Source organism: Rhizobium tibeticum (assembly GCF_900110205.1).
GTDB lineage: Bacteria > Pseudomonadota > Alphaproteobacteria > Rhizobiales > Rhizobiaceae > Rhizobium > Rhizobium tibeticum.
The window spans coordinates 237,030-256,610 of sequence record NZ_FOCV01000003.1; the positions used below are offsets into that span (position 1 = coordinate 237,030).

Here is a 19,581-nt window from a genome sequence, read left to right on the forward strand (position 1 = left end):
CCACCCGATCAAGCCCGATTTTCGGTCGCTCCGCGTAACGCAGCACCAACGCGAAAAGGTTCAGCCAGAAGTCGCCCGGAAATTTCCGGTAAAAGCGGTTAACAAGCCAAATGCAAACCCGCCCACGCGTATGACGCGAATTTTGCGATTCAGCATCTTGTGGGAAAAAGCGATTCAAAATCAATACTTAGCCGTGAACAAACACTGAATCAGCCGGAGTCAGCGATTCGTCTCCGATTCGTTCTCAAGCTGTTCCGAATCGGAAAACGAGCAATCTGCAAGCTATTCGCGCAACAGAAAACCGCGCAGTAAATTCAAATCAGCCCTTGCGTTTGAGACAACGGCTGTCCATGTGTTGTCTGCTTCGGAGAGGAGCTGACTTGATCTGGGGCACCCCCGCCTCATCTGCAGGACCATGACACTGACATCGCAGCCGATGATACTGAGTGGGCGCGGAGTAACCGCGGTGCTCGGGCCAACCAATACCGGCAAGACGCATTATGCCATCGAGCGCATGGTTGCCCACGGCACCGGCGTGATCGGGCTGCCGTTGCGGCTGCTGGCACGCGAGGTCTACACACGCGTCGCCGAAAAGGTCGGAATCCAGAATGTTGCGCTGGTAACGGGCGAGGAGAAGATATCGCCTCCCAACGCCCGCTTTTCGGTCTGTACCGTCGAGGCAATGCCGCGCGAGACCAAGGCAGCTTTCGTCGCCATCGATGAAGTTCAGCTTGCCGGCGATCTGGAGCGCGGGCACATCTTCACGGACCGCATCCTGCATCTGCGCGGCCGCGACGAAACACTGTTGCTCGGCGCCGGCACGATGCGCCCGATTCTGCAACAACTTCTCCCCGGAATCACCGTGGTCGAGCGACCCCGGCTTTCTCACCTGTTCTATGCTGGACAGAAGAAGACCACCCGCCTGCCGCAGCGCTCGGCGATTGTCGCTTTCTCTGCGGACGAAGTCTATGCGATCGCTGAGTTGATCCGCAGACAGCGGGGCGGGGCGGCCGTGGTTCTTGGAGCTCTCAGTCCGCGCACCCGCAATGCGCAGGTGGCGCTTTATCAGGCCGGGGATGTGGAATATCTGGTCGCGACGGATGCGATCGGCATGGGTCTCAATCTCGATGTCGATCACGTCGCCTTCGCGCAGGATCGCAAATTCGACGGCTATCAGTTCCGCAACCTCAACCCTGCTGAACTCGGGCAGATTGCCGGTCGCGCAGGCCGCCATGTTCGCGACGGAACATTTGGCGTCACCGGCCAAGTGGACCCTTTTGATGAGGAATTGGTCGAACGCATCGAAGGTCATGAGTTCGACAATGTAAAAGTGCTGCAGTGGCGCACAAAGAACCTCGATTTCGCTTCCATTCATGCGCTGCGGGCGAGCCTTGAAACCGGCCCTACCGTTTCCGGCCTGACACGCGCTCTGCCCGCCGTCGACCAGCAAGCGCTGGAACACCTGTCGCGTTACCCGGAAATCATTGACCTTGCTGACAATCCGGCGCGGGTCGAGAAGTTGTGGGAGGCGTGCGCGCTGCCGGACTACCGGCGTATTGCCCCGGCTCAACACGCCGATCTCATCTCTACCCTCTTTTCCGATCTCGTGCGCTATGGCACGGTAAACGAGGACTTCCTTTCCGAGCAGGTACATCGTGCGGATCGAACAGACGGTGAAATTGACACGCTTTCGGCGCGAATCGCGCAGATAAGGACTTGGACCTATGTGTCGAATCGGCCCAATTGGCTTGCCGATCCGACACACTGGCAGGAAAAGACGCGGGAAATCGAAGATCGATTGTCCGATGCGTTACATGAAAGGTTGACGAAACGCTTTGTTGATCGCAGGACATCTGTGCTCATGAAGCGCCTGAGAGAGAATGCGATGCTGGAAGCTGAAATCAGTGTAAATGGCGATGTCTTCGTTGAAGGACATCATGTGGGGCAACTGTCGGGATTCCGGTTCACGCCCATTTCGGGAGCGGATGGACCGGACGCTAAGGCTGTTCAGTCTGCTTCGCAAAAGGCGCTCGCTCTGGAATTCGAGGCACGTGCTGCTCGCCTCCATGCGGCCGGCAATGGCGATCTCGCGATCGGCTCCGACGGTTCGATCCGCTGGTTGGGTGATCCGGTGGCACGTCTGGCGGGCAGCGATCATGTGATGCGCCCGCGCGTCATTATTCTCGCCGACGAGCAGTTGACCGGCAATGCGCGCGACCACGTGGCCGCTCGGGTCGAGCGCTTTGTGAATCATCATATCAGCACGGTTCTGAAGCCGCTTGACGATCTGTCCCGCGCAGAGGATCTGCAGGGCCTGGCGAAGGGCCTGGCATTTCAGCTCGTCGAGAACCTCGGTGTTCTGTTCCGGCGCGACGTAACCGAAGAGGTAAAGTCCCTGGATCAGGATGCGCGCGCCTCGATGCGCCGCTATGGCGTTCGCTTCGGCGCCTACCATATCTTCGTTCCCGCTCTTCTGAAGCCCGCGCCGGCGGAGCTCATCACGCTCCTCTGGGCGCTGAAGAATGACGGTCTCGACAAGCCCGGGTATGGCGATCTCATTCCTGTGCTTGCTGCGGGCCGCACTTCGGTCGTGACCGATCCAGGTTTCGAGCGCACGTTCTACAAGCTGGCCGGCTTCCGGTTCCTTGGCAAACGCGCAGTTCGCATCGATATCCTGGAGCGCCTGGCGGATATCATTCGCCCGCTGCTTCAATGGAAGCCCGGCCAGGCCAATCGACCGGAAGGCGCATATGACGGCCGTCGCTTCACCACGACGACCGCCATGCTTTCGATCCTTGGCGCCACCCTCGAGGACATGGAAGAGATCCTGAAGGGACTTGGCTATCGTGCCGATGCCGTGAAGGTAGAAGAGGCGGCAGCCTATTTGTCGGCTCAGGACGCCTCGGCGGCACCGACGACCGAAACTGCAACCGAGGAGAATGCCGAGAAAGCGGATCATGACGATGCCGACAGCACATCGGAGGAGCCCGCCTCGGAAGTCCCCGCTGCCGAAGCAGTGACCGCCGAACAGCCCGTCGCCGCCACCGCCGAAGAGGCCGAGGAGCCGAAGCCGGTTCTTCTCTGGCGCCTCGGTGGCCGTACGGACAATCAGCGTCAGGCTCGCAGCCCCGGCGAACGGCGTGGCGGCAACAATCGCGGCCAGGACCGCGGACCTGGTCATCGTCGCCAAGGTGGTGAAGGCGGAGAGGGCCGCGACGGCGACCGCCAGCATCATGGCAAGGATGGCGGCAAGCCACAGCAGGGACGCGGCGACCGCAACGAACAGCGTGGCGACCGTCAGGACCGGGGTGATCGCAAGGATCGCAACAACCGCGGCGGCCCGCAGCCGTTGCGCTTCGAGGCAAAGCCACCGCGCAAGGAAAAGCCGATTGATCCGGATTCTCCTTTCGCCAAGCTCGCTGCCTTGAAGGAGCAGATGAAGAAGTAAGCAGATGGGCGGGGCGACACAGCCAGGAAGCGGTTCGCGACAGCGCATCGACAAATGGCTGTTCTTCACTCGTATGGTGAAATCGCGCTCGCTGGCACAAAGCCACATTCAATCCGGGCATGTACGGATCAATGGCGAGCGCGCGCTCCAACCGAGCCAAACGATCAAAGCAGGCGACAAAGTCGAGCTCTCACTGGACAGGCGCGACATTGTCCTCATCGTCAGGTCGGGAGGTGAGCGACGTGGCCCGTACGAGGAAGCCCGGCTGCTCTATGAGGACCTTACGCCGCCACCCGATGAGGCAAGGCGCTTGACGCCTTACGAACAGGCGATCCGTGCCACCGGCACGGGCAGGCCCACGAAGAAGGATCGCCGTGCAATCGACAGGCTGATCTCGGACGAGGATTAGAAAACTCTGTCCAAACTGCCGGGTTTTGCGATTTCTTTATTCTTGAAATCCGCAGGCAAAGCCGATACGTCACAGTCAACTTGCCGGATAGCGTGACTGCCTCCCAAGCCTGTCAACGCTTCCTCTCCGGTTAGGGGAATGGCGCGACGTTCCAGGTTGCCCGGCCCCACTGTATGGAAGTCCTGGAGTTCTTCATGACCTATGTCGTGACCGACAATTGCATTCGCTGCAAATATACCGACTGCGTGGAAGTCTGCCCTGTCGACTGCTTCTATGAAGGCGAGAACTTCCTCGTCATTCACCCCGACGAGTGCATCGACTGTGGCGTTTGCGAACCGGAATGTCCCGCCGAGGCGATCAAGCCGGATACGGAGCCGGGCCTCGACAAGTGGCTCAAGATCAATGCCGAGTATGCCAGCATCTGGCCGAACATCACGGTCAAGAAAGACGCCATGCCTGAGGCAAAAGAATTGGACGGCGAAAGCGGCAAGTTCGAGAAGTATTTCTCGGAAAAGCCCGGATCAGGCGACTGATCCCATCTGGCTCAGAATCTGAGCCTGAAACCGTGTTCAGTTGGCTGAAAAAGGCCTGAAGCGTGCCGCCGGCATATGGGTGGCATGTGTTGCGCGCATGACTCAGGCGCAGTAAATTATTGATTTCCTCATATTTTTGTGATAGCTTTTATAAACTGATCCATTTGCGGCATGAAGCATGCCCGAACCACCACGAAAGCAAAACAAATCCACAAACGCGGTTTCCGTGACATATCAACGCCTTGAGCCGCGAGGCTCCAAGCTTGTGCGCATGGATATGCTCGTTTTTGTCCGGTTGGACCAGAAGTAAGTCACCCGACGGATCTGACCGTCTCATCCGGGCCTGACTGACCCGGCTCCGGCTGCAGCCGGAAGCGTAACAGGGAGTTTTTGAATAGAATGACGACCCAGCAGAAAAAACCTTCTTCCGCACGTCACGGCTTCAAGACCGGTGAATCGATCGTGTACCCCGCACATGGCGTCGGTACCATCAGCGCCATCGAAGAGCAAGAAGTAGCAGGCATGAAGCTTGAACTTTTCGTTATCGATTTCGAGAAGGACAAGATGCGCCTGAAAGTGCCGGTCGGCAAGGCCATGAGCATCGGCATGCGTAAGCTCTCCGAAACCGATTTCGTCGAGCGTGCATTGAAGGTTGTGCAGGGCAAGGCGCGCGTCAAGCGCACCATGTGGTCCCGTCGCGCCCAGGAATATGATGCCAAGATCAATTCCGGCGACCTCATCTCCATCGCTGAAGTTGTCCGCGATCTGTATCGCGCCGAGAACCAGCCGGAACAGTCCTATTCCGAACGCCAGCTTTACGAAGCTGCACTTGATCGCATGGCACGCGAGATCGCTGCCGTGAACAAGATGTCGGAAACGGAAGCCGTCCGTCTCGTAGAGACGAACCTCAACAAAGGTCCGAAGCGCGGCAAGGCAATCGAGGAAGACGAATCTCAGGACGAAGCTGCATAAGCTCCTTGTTTTTCTTGCAAAAAACCCGGCCTCGCGCCGGGTTTTTTTTTGGAACTTTTTCCATCCTGGTGCGTTTAAAGGGTGTAGCTGCGGACCGCGTCGGGAACTGACATCACCCTCGAACGCTCGCATTCCTGTAAACGTTCGATGAGGAGCGGATCATGCCTTCCACGTTCTGCCTATCCGGCAACTTGAAGAAACTGGTCCTACCCGGCCGTATTACCGGCGCATAACCCTAAGCTAGGGTCCCATCTGGAAACGTCCAGAGTTCGGGGCCTTTATACGTTCAAGACATGAATTTGGTCTGGGCAGCAATGTCCGGAAGCAAGCATTCTTTGCCCTTTTTTGGCGTGACGCCTGAATTCAGGAGACCGATATGAAGAACATGTCAGCAGACCGGCGCATGATTAAAATCGCCATGGCGGCTCCCTACCTTGCTCGAGAAGAGGAACACGATCTCGCAATCCGCTGGAAGAACAATGATGACCGTGGCGCCCGTAATCAGATAGCCATGGCCCACATGCGCCTCGTCATCTCAATGGCGGGAAAATTTCGCAATTTCGGCCTACCGATGAGCGACCTCGTGCAGGAGGGCTACGTCGGTCTGCTGGAGGCCGCAGCACGCTTCGAGCCCGAGCGTGATGTCCGCTTCTCCACCTATGCAAGTTGGTGGATCCGCGCCTCCATCCAGGATTACATCCTTCGCAATTGGTCGATTGTTCGCGGCGGTACGAGCTCTGCTCAGAAGGCCCTGTTCTTCAATCTTCGTCGTTTGCGCGCCAAGCTCGCTAGGGGTGACACTCAGCTTACTCTCCAATCCATCCACCAGGAGATCGCCGCCGCTCTCGGTGTCAGCCTCTCCGACGTCCAGACGATGGATGCAAGGCTTTCAAGCAACGACGCCTCGCTTCAAGCGCCTTCGGTTTCAGGCGATGCCGACAGCGCCGAGAAGATGGACTTCCTCGTCAGCGATGATCCTCTCCCTGACGAGCAGGTATCGAACATGATCGATGGCGAACGCCGACGCAACTGGCTCGCGTCCGCCTTGAAGCACCTCAATGAGCGGGAAATGAAGATCATTAGCGCTCGCAGACTTGCGGAAGACGGCGCTACGCTTGAGGAACTCGGCGCCGACCTCGGCATTTCCAAGGAGCGCGTCCGGCAGATCGAAAGCCGGGCAATGGAAAAACTCCGCAGCGCACTCGTCACCGCCGACCCTTATATGGCCGCATCGGCCTAACAGAGCTTACTCCCCCAGTGATGCAACTAGCCCGGTGAAAACCGGGCCTCTTCTTATTCTGCGATGATCTTGACGCGGTCGCCCGGAGAAACGGAGGCGCCGGTCGGCAAAGCGTTGATAAGCTTGAAGAGATCGAGCTTTCGATCCGTACCCATCATCCGCGCAGCAAGCGTCGTGATGTTTTCGCCGGGCCGGACTTTGACGACCCTTATACGCAGAGGCTTCAGTGAAGCCGTCTCTTCCGGTGTCATTCGGCGGAAGCTTGCCCGCAATACATCGGCTGTCTGCTGCAGCGTCTGGCTCCCCTTCGGCACCGCCGTCAGGAACCGGAAGATCTGCGAATTGTTGCGGATGACGGTGACGTCGAAATCCCATCGATCTGCGCTCGCGCGCGCCGTTGCCGCCTCCATCCCATTGACCGTGATCTGCTGGATGGTGGAGGGGTCGAGACCGGTTACCCAGCCGCTGGAGATATAGTTGGTCAGGCTCTGGTTTTGACTATCGGCGACGCCATCGAAGCGGATCGCGACATCGCCCGGGCCGGTCGCCATGACCGCCTCGACCTTGTTGTCGATCTTGAAATCAGGTGGTACGTCGAAGCGGATACCGAGCCCGCCATGCAGGAAAGTCTGGCCGCGGACATAGCCCTCCTCCGGGCTGTCGCCGTAGAGCAGGCCATCGATCCCGTCGAGATAATAGTCCCTGCCCTTGTCGCCAACCTTGCCTTCCTGGCCAAAGGCGCGCGCATGGTCGCGCGCCAGCTCGATACGCTGCGCCGAGTTCGGGTGGCTAGACAGGAAGTCGAGGCTCTGGTCGGCCTCGGGATCGACCGACATGAAGCGGCTGTAAGCGGCCATCGAATCCAGGAACCGCGCCGCCGCATAGGGATCGTAGCCCGCTTCTCCGAGCATACGAACGCCAATGACGTCTGCCTGCAGCTCCTGCTGGCGCGAGAAAGCGGCCAATCGGAGCTTGCCGCGAGCCAGAGCCTGCTTTCCGGCAATGTCGCTGGACAGCACCTCGGCAACGACGCGGCTGGCGATCACTTCCGCTTCCTCACGCTTCTGCCGTTCGATGCCATGGTTTGCCGTGACGTGGCCCATCTCATGCGAGAGAACGGCAGCGACCTCGGATGCGTCGTTGGCAAGTGCCAGCAGGCCGCGCGTTACATAGAGATAGCCGCCCGGCAGTGCAAAGGCGTTGATAGCTGGCGAATTCAAGATGGTGATGCGGTAGGACTGGCTCGGATTCTCGGAGACGGCCGTCAACGCGCCTGCGATACGGGCAACCAGGCGCTCGGTCTTTGGATCCCTGTACTCGCCCCCATAGCTTGCAACGATGCGCGGATGCTCGCGAGCGCCCATGGCAGCGCGCGGATCGTTCTTCTGCACCTCATCGACGATCTGCGGATTGGAAGACGGTGCGACGCTTGGCTGATAGGATTGCTCGAGAATAGACTGGCAGCCGTACAGTGCCATGCTTGTGGCACAGATGAACAAGGTCCGTCGGACCAGACGGCACGCTGCAGAGAGCACATCACTGGAAGGCGCGGGCCATTTCCACGTCGTCATGCTGTCCAGTCTGGCTCTCCAAGTCATCTTGCTTGTCGGCCGGCCCGCTTGCGCGACCCGGTCGGTCTCATGGTGATTCAACAGGCGTCCGTCCCCGCTCTTGCACTGCACAATCGGGGACACAAGGCTTTGCTGTAACTGATTTCCGCATCGGTTGCATAGCGAGGTTCTGACTAAATGTGGCGCCGTTGTATTTTAGCAAGCCTAACGTGCTTTTTGGAGTTTCCTCGGTCGCCCCAAATTATGGCGAAAGTGCCGTTGTGACGGTCAAATTCGTCAACTGCGGAGAAATTGCGTCAAACCAGGATGATCCTCGCAACCCAAAAACTTGCCAATCGGAGCCGCCACGACAATCCTGCCGCCTTCGATGAAGAGGCCGAAATCTGCGATGCGTTTGACCTCGTCCGGATCATGCGACACGACGACGACCGTATTGCCGGTCTCGCGATGCATATCGAGCAGCAGCGCCGCCATTCCGTTTCGCAAACCGGGGTCGAGCGCCGCGAAGGGCTCGTCCAGCAGCAGCACTGGACGGTTGCGAACAAGCGCGCGCGCAAAGGCGGCCCGCTGCCGCTCCCCGCCGGACAGCGTACCCGGCATTCGCCGTTCGAAACCGGCAAGCCCCACCTTTTCAAGCGCAGACGTGATCGATCGGCGATCGGCGGCCGTGAGTTTCATCGCCGGATTGATACCAAGGCCGATGTTGGTGAAAATATCGAGATGTGCAAACAGGTTGTTGTCCTGAAATACGAGAGAGACGGCTCGTCTCGCCGGGTACTCGTCGGTGACGTCCTTTCCCGCGATCAGAATCCGCCCTCGGCCGGGCACATCGAAGCCGGCGAGCAGATTCAGAAAGGTCGACTTACCGGCCCCGGACGCGCCCGTCACGGCAATGACGGCGCCGGCGGGAAGCCGGCAATCGAAATGAAAGTCTTGCCTCCCAAGTTGGAGACTGACATCGCGCATCTCGATCGAGAACTGCGGATCATGCATGGAAAGCCCCCTCGCGCCGCGCAGGCCCCATGGTCCCGGCGATCGTGAGCAGCAGGCAGACGAGGCCAAGGATCAATGCCAGCCCATCCGCATCGTTGGTCCGGTAGCTCCCCATGCGGCTATAAACGAGCCAAGGCAGCGTGACGAAACGATCCGAGCCGAACAGCGCAACGGCGCCCAGATCGCCGAGCGACAAGGCCATCGCGAACGAAAATGCCGTGAGCATCGGCTTGAACAGCGCCGGCATGTCGACCAGGCGCAGCCGCGCCCAGCCGGTGACACCAAGGCTCGCCGCGAGCTTCTGCGTCCGGCGCTTGTGAACGATGAAAGCCGGCTCGAGGACGCGCATCACAAAGGGCAGGGACATCAAAGCGTTGATCGCGACAATCAGCAGCGGAGCGAATACGCTGACGTCGCCGAAATTGTTCAGTGCAAGAAACCATCCCGTCGCAAGGACGATCGGCGGCACCAGCAACACCAGCGACGACACGCCACCCGTGGCAGCAAAAAATGCTCTCGCGCCGGAGGCCGCTGAACCCCGGAGAAGTACGGCGCGGCGCGCGCTCACCAGTGTCATCGAGATCAGCAAAGCGAGAACCGCTGCGGAGATCGAAATGGCAAGGCTGGTCGCAGCCGACTGCCAGAAAATGCATTCGCTCAGCAGCTTCATCAGATCGGACCGGAGACCCGCCAGGACGACGGACATCAAAGGTAGCCCGAGAAACAGCGCGGCGAGCATCACGACGCTGCCATCTGCAAGCCGCACGGCCAGCAGGTGGCCGTCCGGACGCCTGACGGCCTTACCTGCCGTCATACCTTCGTCCTCCGGAACAGGAAGAAGCGACAAGCCGCCAAGAATCACAGCGGCCAGGACGATCTGGAGCAGGGAGAGAGCGACGGCCCTGCCTGGGTCGAAATCAAAGCGAAGCGATTGATAGATGGCAACCTCGACCGTCGTTGCCGCAGGCCCGCCACCCAATGTCAGCACGAGCGTGAAGCTCGTGGCGCACAGCATGAAGATCAGGCCCGCGATACCAGGAACGACCGAGCGCAGAACCGGCCATTCGATGAAGCGGAAAATCGAACCAGGCCGCATGCCGAGACCACTTGCCATCAGCCAATATTCCGCTGGAACACGCTCCAGCGCCGCCAGCATCAAGCGGCACGCAAGTGGCATGTTAAAGAACACATGCGCCAGCAAGATCCCGGAAAACCCGTAGATGCTGATCGGTTCCGCCATGCCGAGCTCGAGCAACAACGAGTTCAGTATCCCCTGGCGGCCCCAGATTCCGATCAATCCGAGCGCGCCGATCAAAACAGGAAGCCCCATCGGCACAGCCATGAGGCGAATGATCCAAATACGGCCGGGGAAATGCCGCTGACGTGCTAGGGCCTGTGCGACTGGAATGGCAAGAACGACGGACAGGAGTGTCGAAAGCAGAGCCTGCAGCAAGGTGAACCGCAGGACCCGAAGAATGTAGGGTTCGAACACCGCCGTCAGAATAGACGAAGCTCCGCTCGAAAGAAGCAAGGCAAAGGCTGCAAGGCCCACGAAACCGGCGATGCCGACGAGGCTCACGGCCCCGCCCAGCATCACCCGTCGCATCTCAGCCTTTGTCAAAAGCATCAGTTCATGCTCATGGCGGCCAGCCACTCGTCGATCCAGGCCTTGCGGTTCTCGGCGACTTCATCCGAGCTCATCAAGAAGGTCCTTGAGGGGCTCACAAGCTTGCCGAATGCGTCGGGCAGCGGTTGCGATGTCGGCGAAACCGGCATCATCCAGTTGTTGGTCGGGATGGTATCCTGAAAGCCCGGCGTCACCATGAATTTCAGGAAATCGCGCGCAAGCTCCTTGTCGTGCGCATTCTTCAGCAGGCCGGCCACTTCGATCTGTATGTAATGGCCCTCTGAAAATGCGGCAGCCTGATAGCGGTCCGTATTTTCCGCGACCATATGGTAGGCAGGCGAGGTCGTGTAGGAGAGCACCATCGGTGCCTCGCCCTTGGTGAACAGCCCATAGGCCTCGGACCATCCGGGAGTTACCGTCAGCACGCGCTTCTTGAGTTTTGCCCAAGCTTCGGGCGACTTGTCGCCGTAAACAGACTTTACCCACAGCAAGAGACCGAGCCCGGGCGTCGAGGTGCGCGGATCCTCTATGACTATCTTCTGCGAAGGGTCGCCTTCGACCAGCTCCTTCATGCTTTGCGGTGGGTTCTTGATTGTCTGCGTGTCGTAGATGACGGCGAAGTGGCCATAATCATAAGGCACGAACACGTCGTCCTTGTAGTCGCCCGGCACCTCAAGCGCGGCGACATCGACACCACTTGCCTCGAACAGGCCGGTTGCTTTCGCTTCCGTAGTCAGGTTCGTGTCCAGGCCGAGCACGACGTCTGCCTTCGTAGCGGCGCCTTCGAGCTTGAGACGCGACAACAGCGCCACGCCATCGGCCACACTGACGAAATTGACGCTGCAGCCGCAGGTCTTCTCGAATGCTTCCTTGACCTTCGGCCCCGGTCCCCATTCGGATGTGAAGCTCTCGTAGGTGTAGACGGTGAGTGTCTTGTCCGCCGCCTGCGCGCTTATGCCGGCAAGGCCAACAGTGGCGACAAAGGCCGCGGCAAGCAGCGAACGGCTCGTGAATATGTGTTCGAACATGGCACCTCTCCTCTGGTTTGCTTGAAGGGGAAAAGGGCGGTGCCAGATGTCACGCGTCTAATCCCTCCGCCGGTGTTAGCCGGATCAGGTTCCGCGGGTTGGCTTTCAGCCTCTCAGCCGCGCACCGAATGGCACGAGGCACCCCGTTAGAGCGTTTGAAGATGTATCGCCACGCTTGGTCTGTTGCAAGTGTCGGCCTCAGTCCGCCACCGGCATTTACTCCGCTGCTTCGGCACTGGCTGCCGGCCGCACCTCGGCCGCGCGAGGCAACTGCGTCGGCTTCAGCATCAAGGCGGCGCAAAGGCCGATGAGTGCGATCGCGCAGGAAGCCATGAAAAGCGGAATGAAGGCATTGGCATAGGCTTCCGCCACAGCCTGACGCGCAACCTCCGGCAAAGCTGCCAGCATCTTCGGCGTCAGCTGCTCGATATCGGTCACGCCGGGAATGGAAAGTCCCGTCTTGCCGAGCTGCGAGCCAACGATCGCGCCATAAATGGAGATGGCGATCGATGCGCCGCCCATGCGCGAGAGCGTTACCGACCCGGTCGCCGCGCCGACGTCGCGGGCGGGCGCCGCATTCTGAACGCCAACGATGGGCACCTGTTGTGCGAGGCCTACACCAAAACCGTGCAGCGCCATCACCGCCCCGATAAGCAAGACCGGCGTTCCTGCATGAACCTGAGTGAGCAGCACGAATGCGAGGGCACTGCAGGTCAAGCTTGCTATTGCAAACGGCTTATAGCGCCCGGTGATGGAGATGATGCGCCCGGCCGAGAGCGACCCGCAAACGATGCCGCCGGTCAAGAGAATAAAGAACGCTCCGGCCGCCGACGGTGAAAGGCCGGTCGTCGTCTGCAGGAACAGCGCAAAATAATTGACCATGCCAATGCCGATCGCGCCGCTCATGATCGACATCACAAGCAACAGGCTGAACGTGGAATTGCGGAACAGCGACAAAGGAACAATCGGTTCGGAGGCGCGACGCTCGACGAAAATCCATCCGATGACTGCAGCGACGCCGAGCACCACCATGGCGAGGTTCTGCGGTGCCACCAGCGAACCGAAGAGCTGAGCGCCATCGGCGGCCAGCACAATGCTTGCCGTCGTCAAGGCGAGCAGCAGAGCGCCGGCATAATCGATCTTCGGACGACGATTCGGCTTTCGGTAAGGCAGCATCAGAGCCAGACCGACAAGGACAACAAAACCGATCGGAACGTTGACGAGGAAGATCGAGCGCCAACCGAAGAGATCGCTCATCGCGCCACCGAGCACCGGTCCGATAGCGCCGGACGCCATCAACACAAGGCTCGAATAGCTCTGGTAACGCGCGCGTTCGCGGGGCTCAAACAAATCTGCGTTGACCGCAAAGATCGATACCATGATCCCACCGCCGCCAAGCCCCTGCAGCACGCGGGCCGCAATCAGCGTGTTCATGGATATAGCCAATCCGCAGACGGCGGAGCCGACCGTGAAGATCAGGATCGCGGCCATCATCACATACTTGCGGCCGAAGAGATCACCAAGCTTGCCGTAAAGCGGCATCACTGCGCTCACAGCGAGAAGATAGGCCGAGCCGATCCAGCCAAACCGCTCGAGATCGCCGAACTCACCGACGATCGTCGGCAGGGCCGTTGCAACGATCTGGTTGTCGAGCGTCGCCATGAACATGGCTGCCATCAGGAAAAGGAAGAGGATGAACCGCCGACGATGATCTGTCACAAGCGGCGGCGCGGCAATTTGAGTGTCCATGAAGCGTCGTTCCGAATGAGGGTGTTGAGGCAACTTATGTGCTATTAGCATATATTTGTCAATGTCACTTGATTGACCTCGGCATATTCTCAATCGACACATGACATGCTATATTTCCGGAATGAACGAGAGCTTGATGAACCTCACCAACACGGACCCGGCCACCAACGAACCGGGCATTCTGCGCATCGGTCAAAGCATGACGCGCATGCGCCTCATGACCGGGCGCCGACTGATCGGGCGGCTCGCCATCCAGAGTGTGACTCCCGGTCTTGAGCTATCGCACCTTGACGTACTGGACGCTGTGCGGCGCGCTCAGGAGACCGGTGACGTAACAGTCGGGACGATCGCCGAGATGATGCGGATCGATCCGTCGCGCGCAAGCCGCATCGTCGCGGATATGGTCGGACGTAATATTCTGCGGCGAAAGGCATCACAGACCGATGCGCGACGGATCATTGTGGTGATGACCCCACTCGGACAGAGGCTGTTGTCGGAGATACGCGCGCAGAAGCTCACCTTCGTTTCCGAAGTGGTCAAAGACTGGAAACCGGAAGAGATCGAGGCGTTCGGGGAGCTGTTCGAGAAGTTCATTTCCGGCTACGAGGACGTTTTTCAAGCGCGCATCAAGGATATCGTCGACGAAGCCTGAACGGCGACCCTTTCCCTTCCCCCCCGCTTTGCGCTATGGGCAATGCGCATGAGCCAATCCACCTACACCATTCTGCTTGGCGGCGAGTTGCAGGTAACCGATCGTCTGCGCGAGGCCATCTCGGACAGCTGTTTCATTGCGGCCGACGGGGGAATGCGTCACGCGGCTGCGCTCGGGGTCGTTCCGGAGCTCTGGGTCGGTGATTTCGACTCGACGCCGGCTGATCTTGCGGGCGCCTTTCCGGCTGTGCCGAGACAACCCTACCCCGCCGCAAAGGCTTCGACCGATGGTGAGATCGCCGTCTCCGAAGCGATCGCACGTGGGGCGAAACGTCTTATTTTGGCAGGCGCCCTCGCGGGTGAGCGTTCCGACCATGCCATCCAGCACCTGCTCTATGCCGTCAGCCTTGCAGAACAGGGCTATGACGTGCTTCTGACGTCGGGCTGGGAGGAGGCCGTGCCACTGGTTGCCGGCGCAATCGAGCTGGACCTGCCGCCTGACAGTCTCTTTTCGGTTCCCGGTTTCAGCGAACTTCACGGCCTGACGATCGAGAACGCGCGCTACCCGCTGGCCGATTTCCATTTGCCCTTCGGCTCGTCGCGCACCATTTCCAATGTCGCGAAGGGCAAGGTGCGCTTTTCGCTCGAGAGCGGCCGAGCCATTGTGCTCGCCCGCCCCTATGACCTTTCCGGAGTCTGATCTTTGGCGCCCCCCATTCTGAAACTCGATGACGTCTTTCTCAGCTTCGGCGGCACCCCATTGCTTGCCGGCGCCGCCCTGCAGGTGGAGCCTGGAGACAAAATCTGTCTCGTCGGCCGCAACGGCTCTGGAAAGTCGACGCTTCTGAAAATCGCCGCCGGCATCATCGAAGCGCAGTCGGGCGAGGTCTTCCGCCACCCGTCGTCAACGGTGCGCTACCTCGAACAGGCCCCTGATTTCGCAGGCTACAAGACCGTGCAGGCCTATGCCGAAGCGGGGCTTGGTCCTGGCGACGACCACTACCGTGTTACCTATCTCCTCTCGCACCTCGGGCTCACCGGCGACGAGGATCCCAACAATCTCTCAGGAGGCGAGGCACGCCGCGCCGCCCTGGCACGTGTCCTTGCGCCCGAGCCCGATATCCTGCTCCTCGACGAGCCGACCAACCATCTCGACCTGCCGACCATCGAATGGCTGGAAAGCGAACTGCAGAAGAGCCGCAGTGCGCTCGTCCTGATCTCCCACGACCGGCGCTTCCTCGAGAAGGTTTCGACGGCGACCGTCTGGCTGGACCGCGGCACCTCGCGGCGGCTCGACAAGGGCTTCGCCCATTTCGAGGCCTGGCGTGATCAGGTGCTGGAAGCGGAAGAACTTGAACAGCACAAGCTCGGCAAGGCAATCGAGCGCGAAGAGCACTGGCTGCGTTACGGTGTCACCGCACGGCGCAAGCGCAACATGCGCCGCCTCGGCGAACTGCAGACCATGCGCACGCAATATCGCGGTCACAAAGGCCCGCAAGGGACCGTGCAGGCCACGGTTTCCGACGCGCAGGAATCCGGCAAACTCGTTATAGAGGCCGACAAAATCACGAAGACCTTCGGGGATAGGCCCATTGTCGCACCCTTCTCCATCCGCGTGCATCGCGGGGATTGCATCGGTCTCGTCGGCCCGAACGGCGCCGGCAAGACGACGCTCCTGAAGATGCTCACCGCACAACTCGCGCCGGACAGCGGCATGATAAAACTCGGTACCAATCTGGAAATCGCGACCCTGGATCAGAAGCGCGAAGACCTCAATCCAGACGAAACGCTCGCCCACTACCTGACGGATGGCCGCGGCGAGAACCTGCTCGTCAACGGTGAACAGAGGCACGTGACCGGCTACATGAAGGAGTTCCTGTTCCAGCCTGAACAGACGCGTACGCCGATCAGGAATCTATCCGGTGGGGAGCGCGCGCGACTGATCTTGGCGCGGATCATGTCGCGTCCGGCAAACCTATTTATCCTCGACGAGCCGACCAACGATCTAGACATCGAGACGCTGGATCTGCTGCAGGAAATCGTTGCAGGCTTCCCCGGCACTGTCATCCTCGTCAGCCACGACCGCGACTTTCTCGACCGCACGGTAACGTCGACGATCGCCCCGGCGGTCCCGGATGCGCCTGATGGACGTTGGATCGAATATGCGGGCGGCTATTCGGACATGCTCGCGCAACGAAAGGGCATCGCCGACGAGCGAAGGAAGGCCGAGAAGGCGGCGCAACGATCGAAACCGCAGGAAGCAACAGCCCCGGCCGAGACGGCGAAAGGCAAGGCTAAGCTGTCCTTCAAGCAGAAGTTCGCGCTCGAAAATCTCCCGAAGGAAATGGCCAAGGCCGAAGCCGAGATCGCAAAACGGGAGGAGCGGATGACGGACTCCGGCCTGTTCACCAAGGACCCCGCCACATTCAACCGTCTTGCAGCGGAGATGGAGAAGCTTCGGAACAGCCTGACGAAAATGGAAGAGGAATGGCTGGAACTCGAGATGCTGCGGGAGGAATTGGAGGGCTAAGGCCCCCTCTCGCGCCCGATCAATCCGACCCGTCTTGCCCGCGCGAACTGGCTTTCACGTTTCATTGATTCGTCAGCGTTCGACTGGCAGGACTAATCTGCGCCCCGTATCCGCAGCTTGCACGACGGCAAGGAAAGCAGACTATGCCACACAATCTCAAAGCATCTACCGCGCTCGTCTGGGCCGCGGGTTTCCTCGTTATGACATCGCACGGCGCGCTTGCCCAGGAAGCGCAACGCGTGCGTGGCGCGATTGAAAGCCTGAGCGGCAACACGTTGGTGGTCAAAACCCGAGAAGGCACCGAGCAAACGGTGACGTTAAAGCCAGACTGGAAGGTCCGCGGCATCAAGAAGGCCGCCGTGGAAGACATCAAGCCGGGCGATTTCGTTGGCGTTGCATCACTGCCAAAAGCTGATGGCGGCGATGGCGCTCTCGAAGTGCTGATCTTTCCGGGAGCGATGAAGGGCACCGGAGAAGGCAGTCGCCCTTGGGACCTGAGGCCAAACAGCACGATGACCAACGCGACGGTCGCGAAAGCCGTCAAGGCAGTCGATGGCCACACCATCACGCTGACATATCAGGGCAAGGAAAAGACGATATCGATCGCCGACGATACACCGATCGTCACCTTCGCCCCTGCCGGAAAGGCAGACCTCGTCGCAGGAGCGCGCGTGATCGTGATGGGAGAAAGAGCTGCAGACGGCACGGTGTCCGCAGCAAACGTCACAGTCGGTAAAAACGGCGTCGTGCCGCCGATGTAAGCCGTCAGAGCGCGGGTGCGGGTGCGCTTGGCGCTTTTGCCACGACCTTCACTTCCGGCTTCGCATGCAGAGCTTCCAGATGCAGCACGCGGGGCTTGAAAGTGTCGACGAAGGCGTCTGAGCGACCGATGTAGATCATCGTGGTGTCAGGCATCGAAGCCAGGACGTCCATCATCGACGATTGCAATTCCGGCTCCATGCCTTCCAGCACTTCGTCGAACACGATCCATTTCGGTCGTACGAGAAGCAGGCGAGCAAAACCGATCGCACGCTGCTCGTCGGAATCGAGCAGCTTGTCCCACCGGGCCCGGGTATCGAGCCGGGAAACCAGATGGTGGAGTCCTGCCTTTTCCAGTGCTGCCACAACGTCGTCATTCCGATAGGTGTCCGCAGACTCGGGAAACGCCAGCGCTTCGCGGAGCGAACCCCCGGGGATGTAAGCCGATTGCGCGACGAAAAGCATGTCGTCCGTGGGCGGCAAGCCGATCTTACCGCCCCCGCATGGCCAAAGCTCGGAGAGTGCAAGGAACAGCAGTTTGCGGTTCACGTTGTGATCGCCGTTGATCATGACCTTTTCGCCGGCCTTGATCGTCACGGCGCCTTCGTGGATGCGGAACCCGCCGCACTGGTCGATCTCTTCGCCAATCTTAGATGCGATCCGTACATGGTCCAGCGTCAGTGTTCCGGGCGGGCTGCGCTCGTAGCTAATCGTGCCCCTGAGATTGATCTCGTCGCTCATGGTGGTGAGCGCTTGACGAAAATCGGTGACACGCATCAGTGTGGCGCGCCATTCGGCAATGGGACCGAAGTTCGCCACATACCAGCGAAGCGCCGTGTTGACTTGGTTGAAAGCACCGACCGATACCATCAGCTCGCCAAACGTCAGGCCGCCGGAGAAGTATGCCGGTGCGGCTACAATGATCGGGATGACCACGACAAGCCAGCCGTAGCCGGCTGACACCCAGGTGAGGTTGACGTTGGCCATCGCCACCCGCTTGATGACGGCGAGCACCGCGCTGATGTCGGTATTGATACGCTGCTGCTCGTTCTCCTCGCCGCGCGCCACCGTAATCGCCGGCATGTTCTCGTTGGCATGCATCAGCGCAAAGCGAAGTTCCGCCTCCTTCGAGAAACGATCCGCATTGAGCTTCACAAGCTTGCGGCCTACCAGCTGGCTGAGAATCGATGCGGACGCCGCATAGAAGATTGCGGCCCAAACCATATAGCCCGGAATGGAGAAGGCATAGGTGCCGAAACGGAAGATAAAGCCGCTGGACAATTCCCATAGCACGCCGATGAAACTGATCAGCAAGATCGTCGCCTGGACCAGCCCGATCATCAGGGTCGTCGTGCTTTCCGCGAGGTTGCGGGCATCTTCGTGTAGGCGCTGATCGGGATTGACGCCGATGAGGCCGCTCGCCGAAAGCCGAAGCGCACGCTTGCGATGGAGCCATTGGTTGACGAGATCGCGCGTCAGTCCTTCGCGCATGTAGAGCGCGGTCATCTGGTTCAGCCAGGCCTGCACGACGTTGAGCAAGAGCAGCATGCCCGCGATCAGCGCGAAGACCTTCAGCTGATGGAAGAACCCATGCAAATCGCGCCGAGCAATGCTGTCGTAAAAGGGCGCGTTCCACTGGTTGAGGATGACGGTCGCATAGGCGGTGGCGAGAATGATGGCAATCAGCGCCGTTGCGATCAGCAAGACCCTTCCGCGCACGGGTGAATGCCAGAAAGCCGAGAACATGACCTTCAAGCGATAGCCCAGGCTCAGATCGTATCCTACTCTGTCTTGCCCTTGAATGCTTGGCCTGCCTTCGAGGTCATCTGCCATTACGCGTCCCTAGCCGTCATTCTACTTCAATAAACATCGTGATTCGTTGTGTCCACCAACAGATTCTAGCAGTCATTAACGTGGGAGTGACTTCGCATCGACCCCTCCGTTTGTTTGGGCAATTGATTCGCAGGCCGACTAACGCTATTTAGAACGCTCCGTGGTGATTTGGCCGGCCGGCTTGCAGCCACGTTAAAGAAGTCGCTAAAGGGCCGCGTGCGGACCGATAGCGATGTAT

15 protein-coding genes and 2 riboswitches are annotated in these 19,581 nt (G+C 59.7%); of the genes, 9 read left to right on the forward strand and 6 right to left on the reverse strand.

Annotated features, from left to right (window positions below; genetic code table 11):
- The first annotated feature begins 415 nt into the window (after positions 1–415).
- The 5 genes from BSG20_RS04920 to BSG20_RS04940 all read left to right on the forward strand — a co-directional run bounded on the left by BSG20_RS04920 (position 416) and on the right by BSG20_RS04940 (position 6,602).
- Positions 416–3,448, forward strand: coding sequence for a helicase-related protein (locus BSG20_RS04920; protein ID WP_072369643.1), 3,033 nt, complete (start codon positions 416–418; stop codon positions 3,446–3,448).
- A 4-nt stretch (positions 3,449–3,452) separates the two neighbouring features.
- The gene (locus BSG20_RS04925; protein WP_072369646.1) at positions 3,453–3,857 is read left to right on the forward strand and encodes an RNA-binding S4 domain-containing protein; all 405 of its coding nucleotides are present in this window, start codon (positions 3,453–3,455) and stop codon (positions 3,855–3,857) included.
- 194 nt (positions 3,858–4,051) lie between these two features.
- Positions 4,052–4,390 (forward strand): ferredoxin FdxA, encoded by a 339-nt coding sequence (gene fdxA / locus BSG20_RS04930; RefSeq protein ID WP_047518847.1) that lies wholly within the window; start codon positions 4,052–4,054, stop codon positions 4,388–4,390.
- Positions 4,391–4,789: 399 nt separating this feature from the next.
- A complete protein-coding gene (locus BSG20_RS04935) occupies positions 4,790–5,362 on the forward strand; it encodes a CarD family transcriptional regulator (protein WP_024313341.1) in 573 nt (190 codons plus the stop codon).
- A 376-nt stretch (positions 5,363–5,738) separates the two neighbouring features.
- On the forward strand, positions 5,739–6,602 hold the full coding sequence (locus BSG20_RS04940) for an RNA polymerase factor sigma-32 (protein WP_072369649.1): 864 nt from the start codon (positions 5,739–5,741) through the stop codon (positions 6,600–6,602).
- 53 nt (positions 6,603–6,655) lie between these two features.
- Here the strand turns inward: BSG20_RS04940 and BSG20_RS04945 are convergent, their stop codons facing one another.
- From BSG20_RS04945 to BSG20_RS04965, 5 genes are all read right to left on the reverse strand, one after another.
- Complete coding sequence (locus BSG20_RS04945) at positions 6,656–8,200, reverse strand: M48 family metalloprotease (RefSeq protein WP_072370176.1); 1,545 nt, start codon at positions 8,198–8,200, stop codon at positions 6,656–6,658.
- 249 nt (positions 8,201–8,449) lie between these two features.
- Entirely contained in the window at positions 8,450–9,166 is a 717-nt protein-coding gene (locus BSG20_RS04950) for a thiamine ABC transporter ATP-binding protein (protein WP_072369652.1), read from the reverse strand.
- Positions 9,159–10,793 (reverse strand): thiamine/thiamine pyrophosphate ABC transporter permease ThiP, encoded by a 1,635-nt coding sequence (gene thiP, locus BSG20_RS04955; protein WP_072369655.1) that lies wholly within the window; start codon positions 10,791–10,793, stop codon positions 9,159–9,161. Before thiP ends, BSG20_RS04950 begins: the two co-directional genes overlap by 8 nt.
- Entirely contained in the window at positions 10,793–11,821 is a 1,029-nt protein-coding gene (gene thiB, locus BSG20_RS04960) for a thiamine ABC transporter substrate binding subunit (protein ID WP_072369658.1), read from the reverse strand. Before thiB ends, thiP begins: the two co-directional genes overlap by 1 nt.
- Before the next feature lie 44 nt (positions 11,822–11,865).
- Positions 11,866–11,977, reverse strand: a riboswitch (TPP riboswitch).
- A 60-nt stretch (positions 11,978–12,037) separates the two neighbouring features.
- Complete coding sequence (locus BSG20_RS04965; protein WP_072369661.1) at positions 12,038–13,570, reverse strand: MDR family MFS transporter; 1,533 nt, start codon at positions 13,568–13,570, stop codon at positions 12,038–12,040.
- Between the two features lie 121 nt (positions 13,571–13,691).
- Here BSG20_RS04965 and BSG20_RS04970 point away from each other — a divergent pair, with 121 nt between their 5' ends.
- The 4 genes from BSG20_RS04970 (at position 13,692) to BSG20_RS04985 (ending at position 17,512) form a co-directional block, all read left to right on the forward strand.
- Positions 13,692–14,222, forward strand: a complete 531-nt coding sequence (locus BSG20_RS04970; protein ID WP_072370179.1) for a MarR family winged helix-turn-helix transcriptional regulator — start codon at positions 13,692–13,694, stop codon at positions 14,220–14,222.
- A gap of 48 nt (positions 14,223–14,270) precedes the next feature.
- On the forward strand, positions 14,271–14,921 hold the full coding sequence (locus BSG20_RS04975) for a thiamine diphosphokinase (protein ID WP_072369664.1): 651 nt from the start codon (positions 14,271–14,273) through the stop codon (positions 14,919–14,921).
- A 3-nt stretch (positions 14,922–14,924) separates the two neighbouring features.
- Positions 14,925–16,751, forward strand: a complete 1,827-nt coding sequence (locus BSG20_RS04980) for an ATP-binding cassette domain-containing protein (RefSeq protein ID WP_072369667.1) — start codon at positions 14,925–14,927, stop codon at positions 16,749–16,751.
- Between the two features lie 200 nt (positions 16,752–16,951).
- Positions 16,952–17,512, forward strand: a complete 561-nt coding sequence (locus tag BSG20_RS04985; RefSeq protein ID WP_244541253.1) for a DUF5666 domain-containing protein — start codon at positions 16,952–16,954, stop codon at positions 17,510–17,512.
- A 4-nt stretch (positions 17,513–17,516) separates the two neighbouring features.
- Here the strand turns inward: BSG20_RS04985 and BSG20_RS04990 are convergent, their stop codons facing one another.
- The gene (locus tag BSG20_RS04990; protein WP_072369674.1) at positions 17,517–19,343 is read right to left on the reverse strand and encodes an ABC transporter ATP-binding protein/permease; all 1,827 of its coding nucleotides are present in this window, start codon (positions 19,341–19,343) and stop codon (positions 17,517–17,519) included.
- A 150-nt stretch (positions 19,344–19,493) separates the two neighbouring features.
- Positions 19,494–19,571, forward strand: a riboswitch (SAM riboswitch).
- Positions 19,572–19,581: the final 10 nt, after the last annotated feature.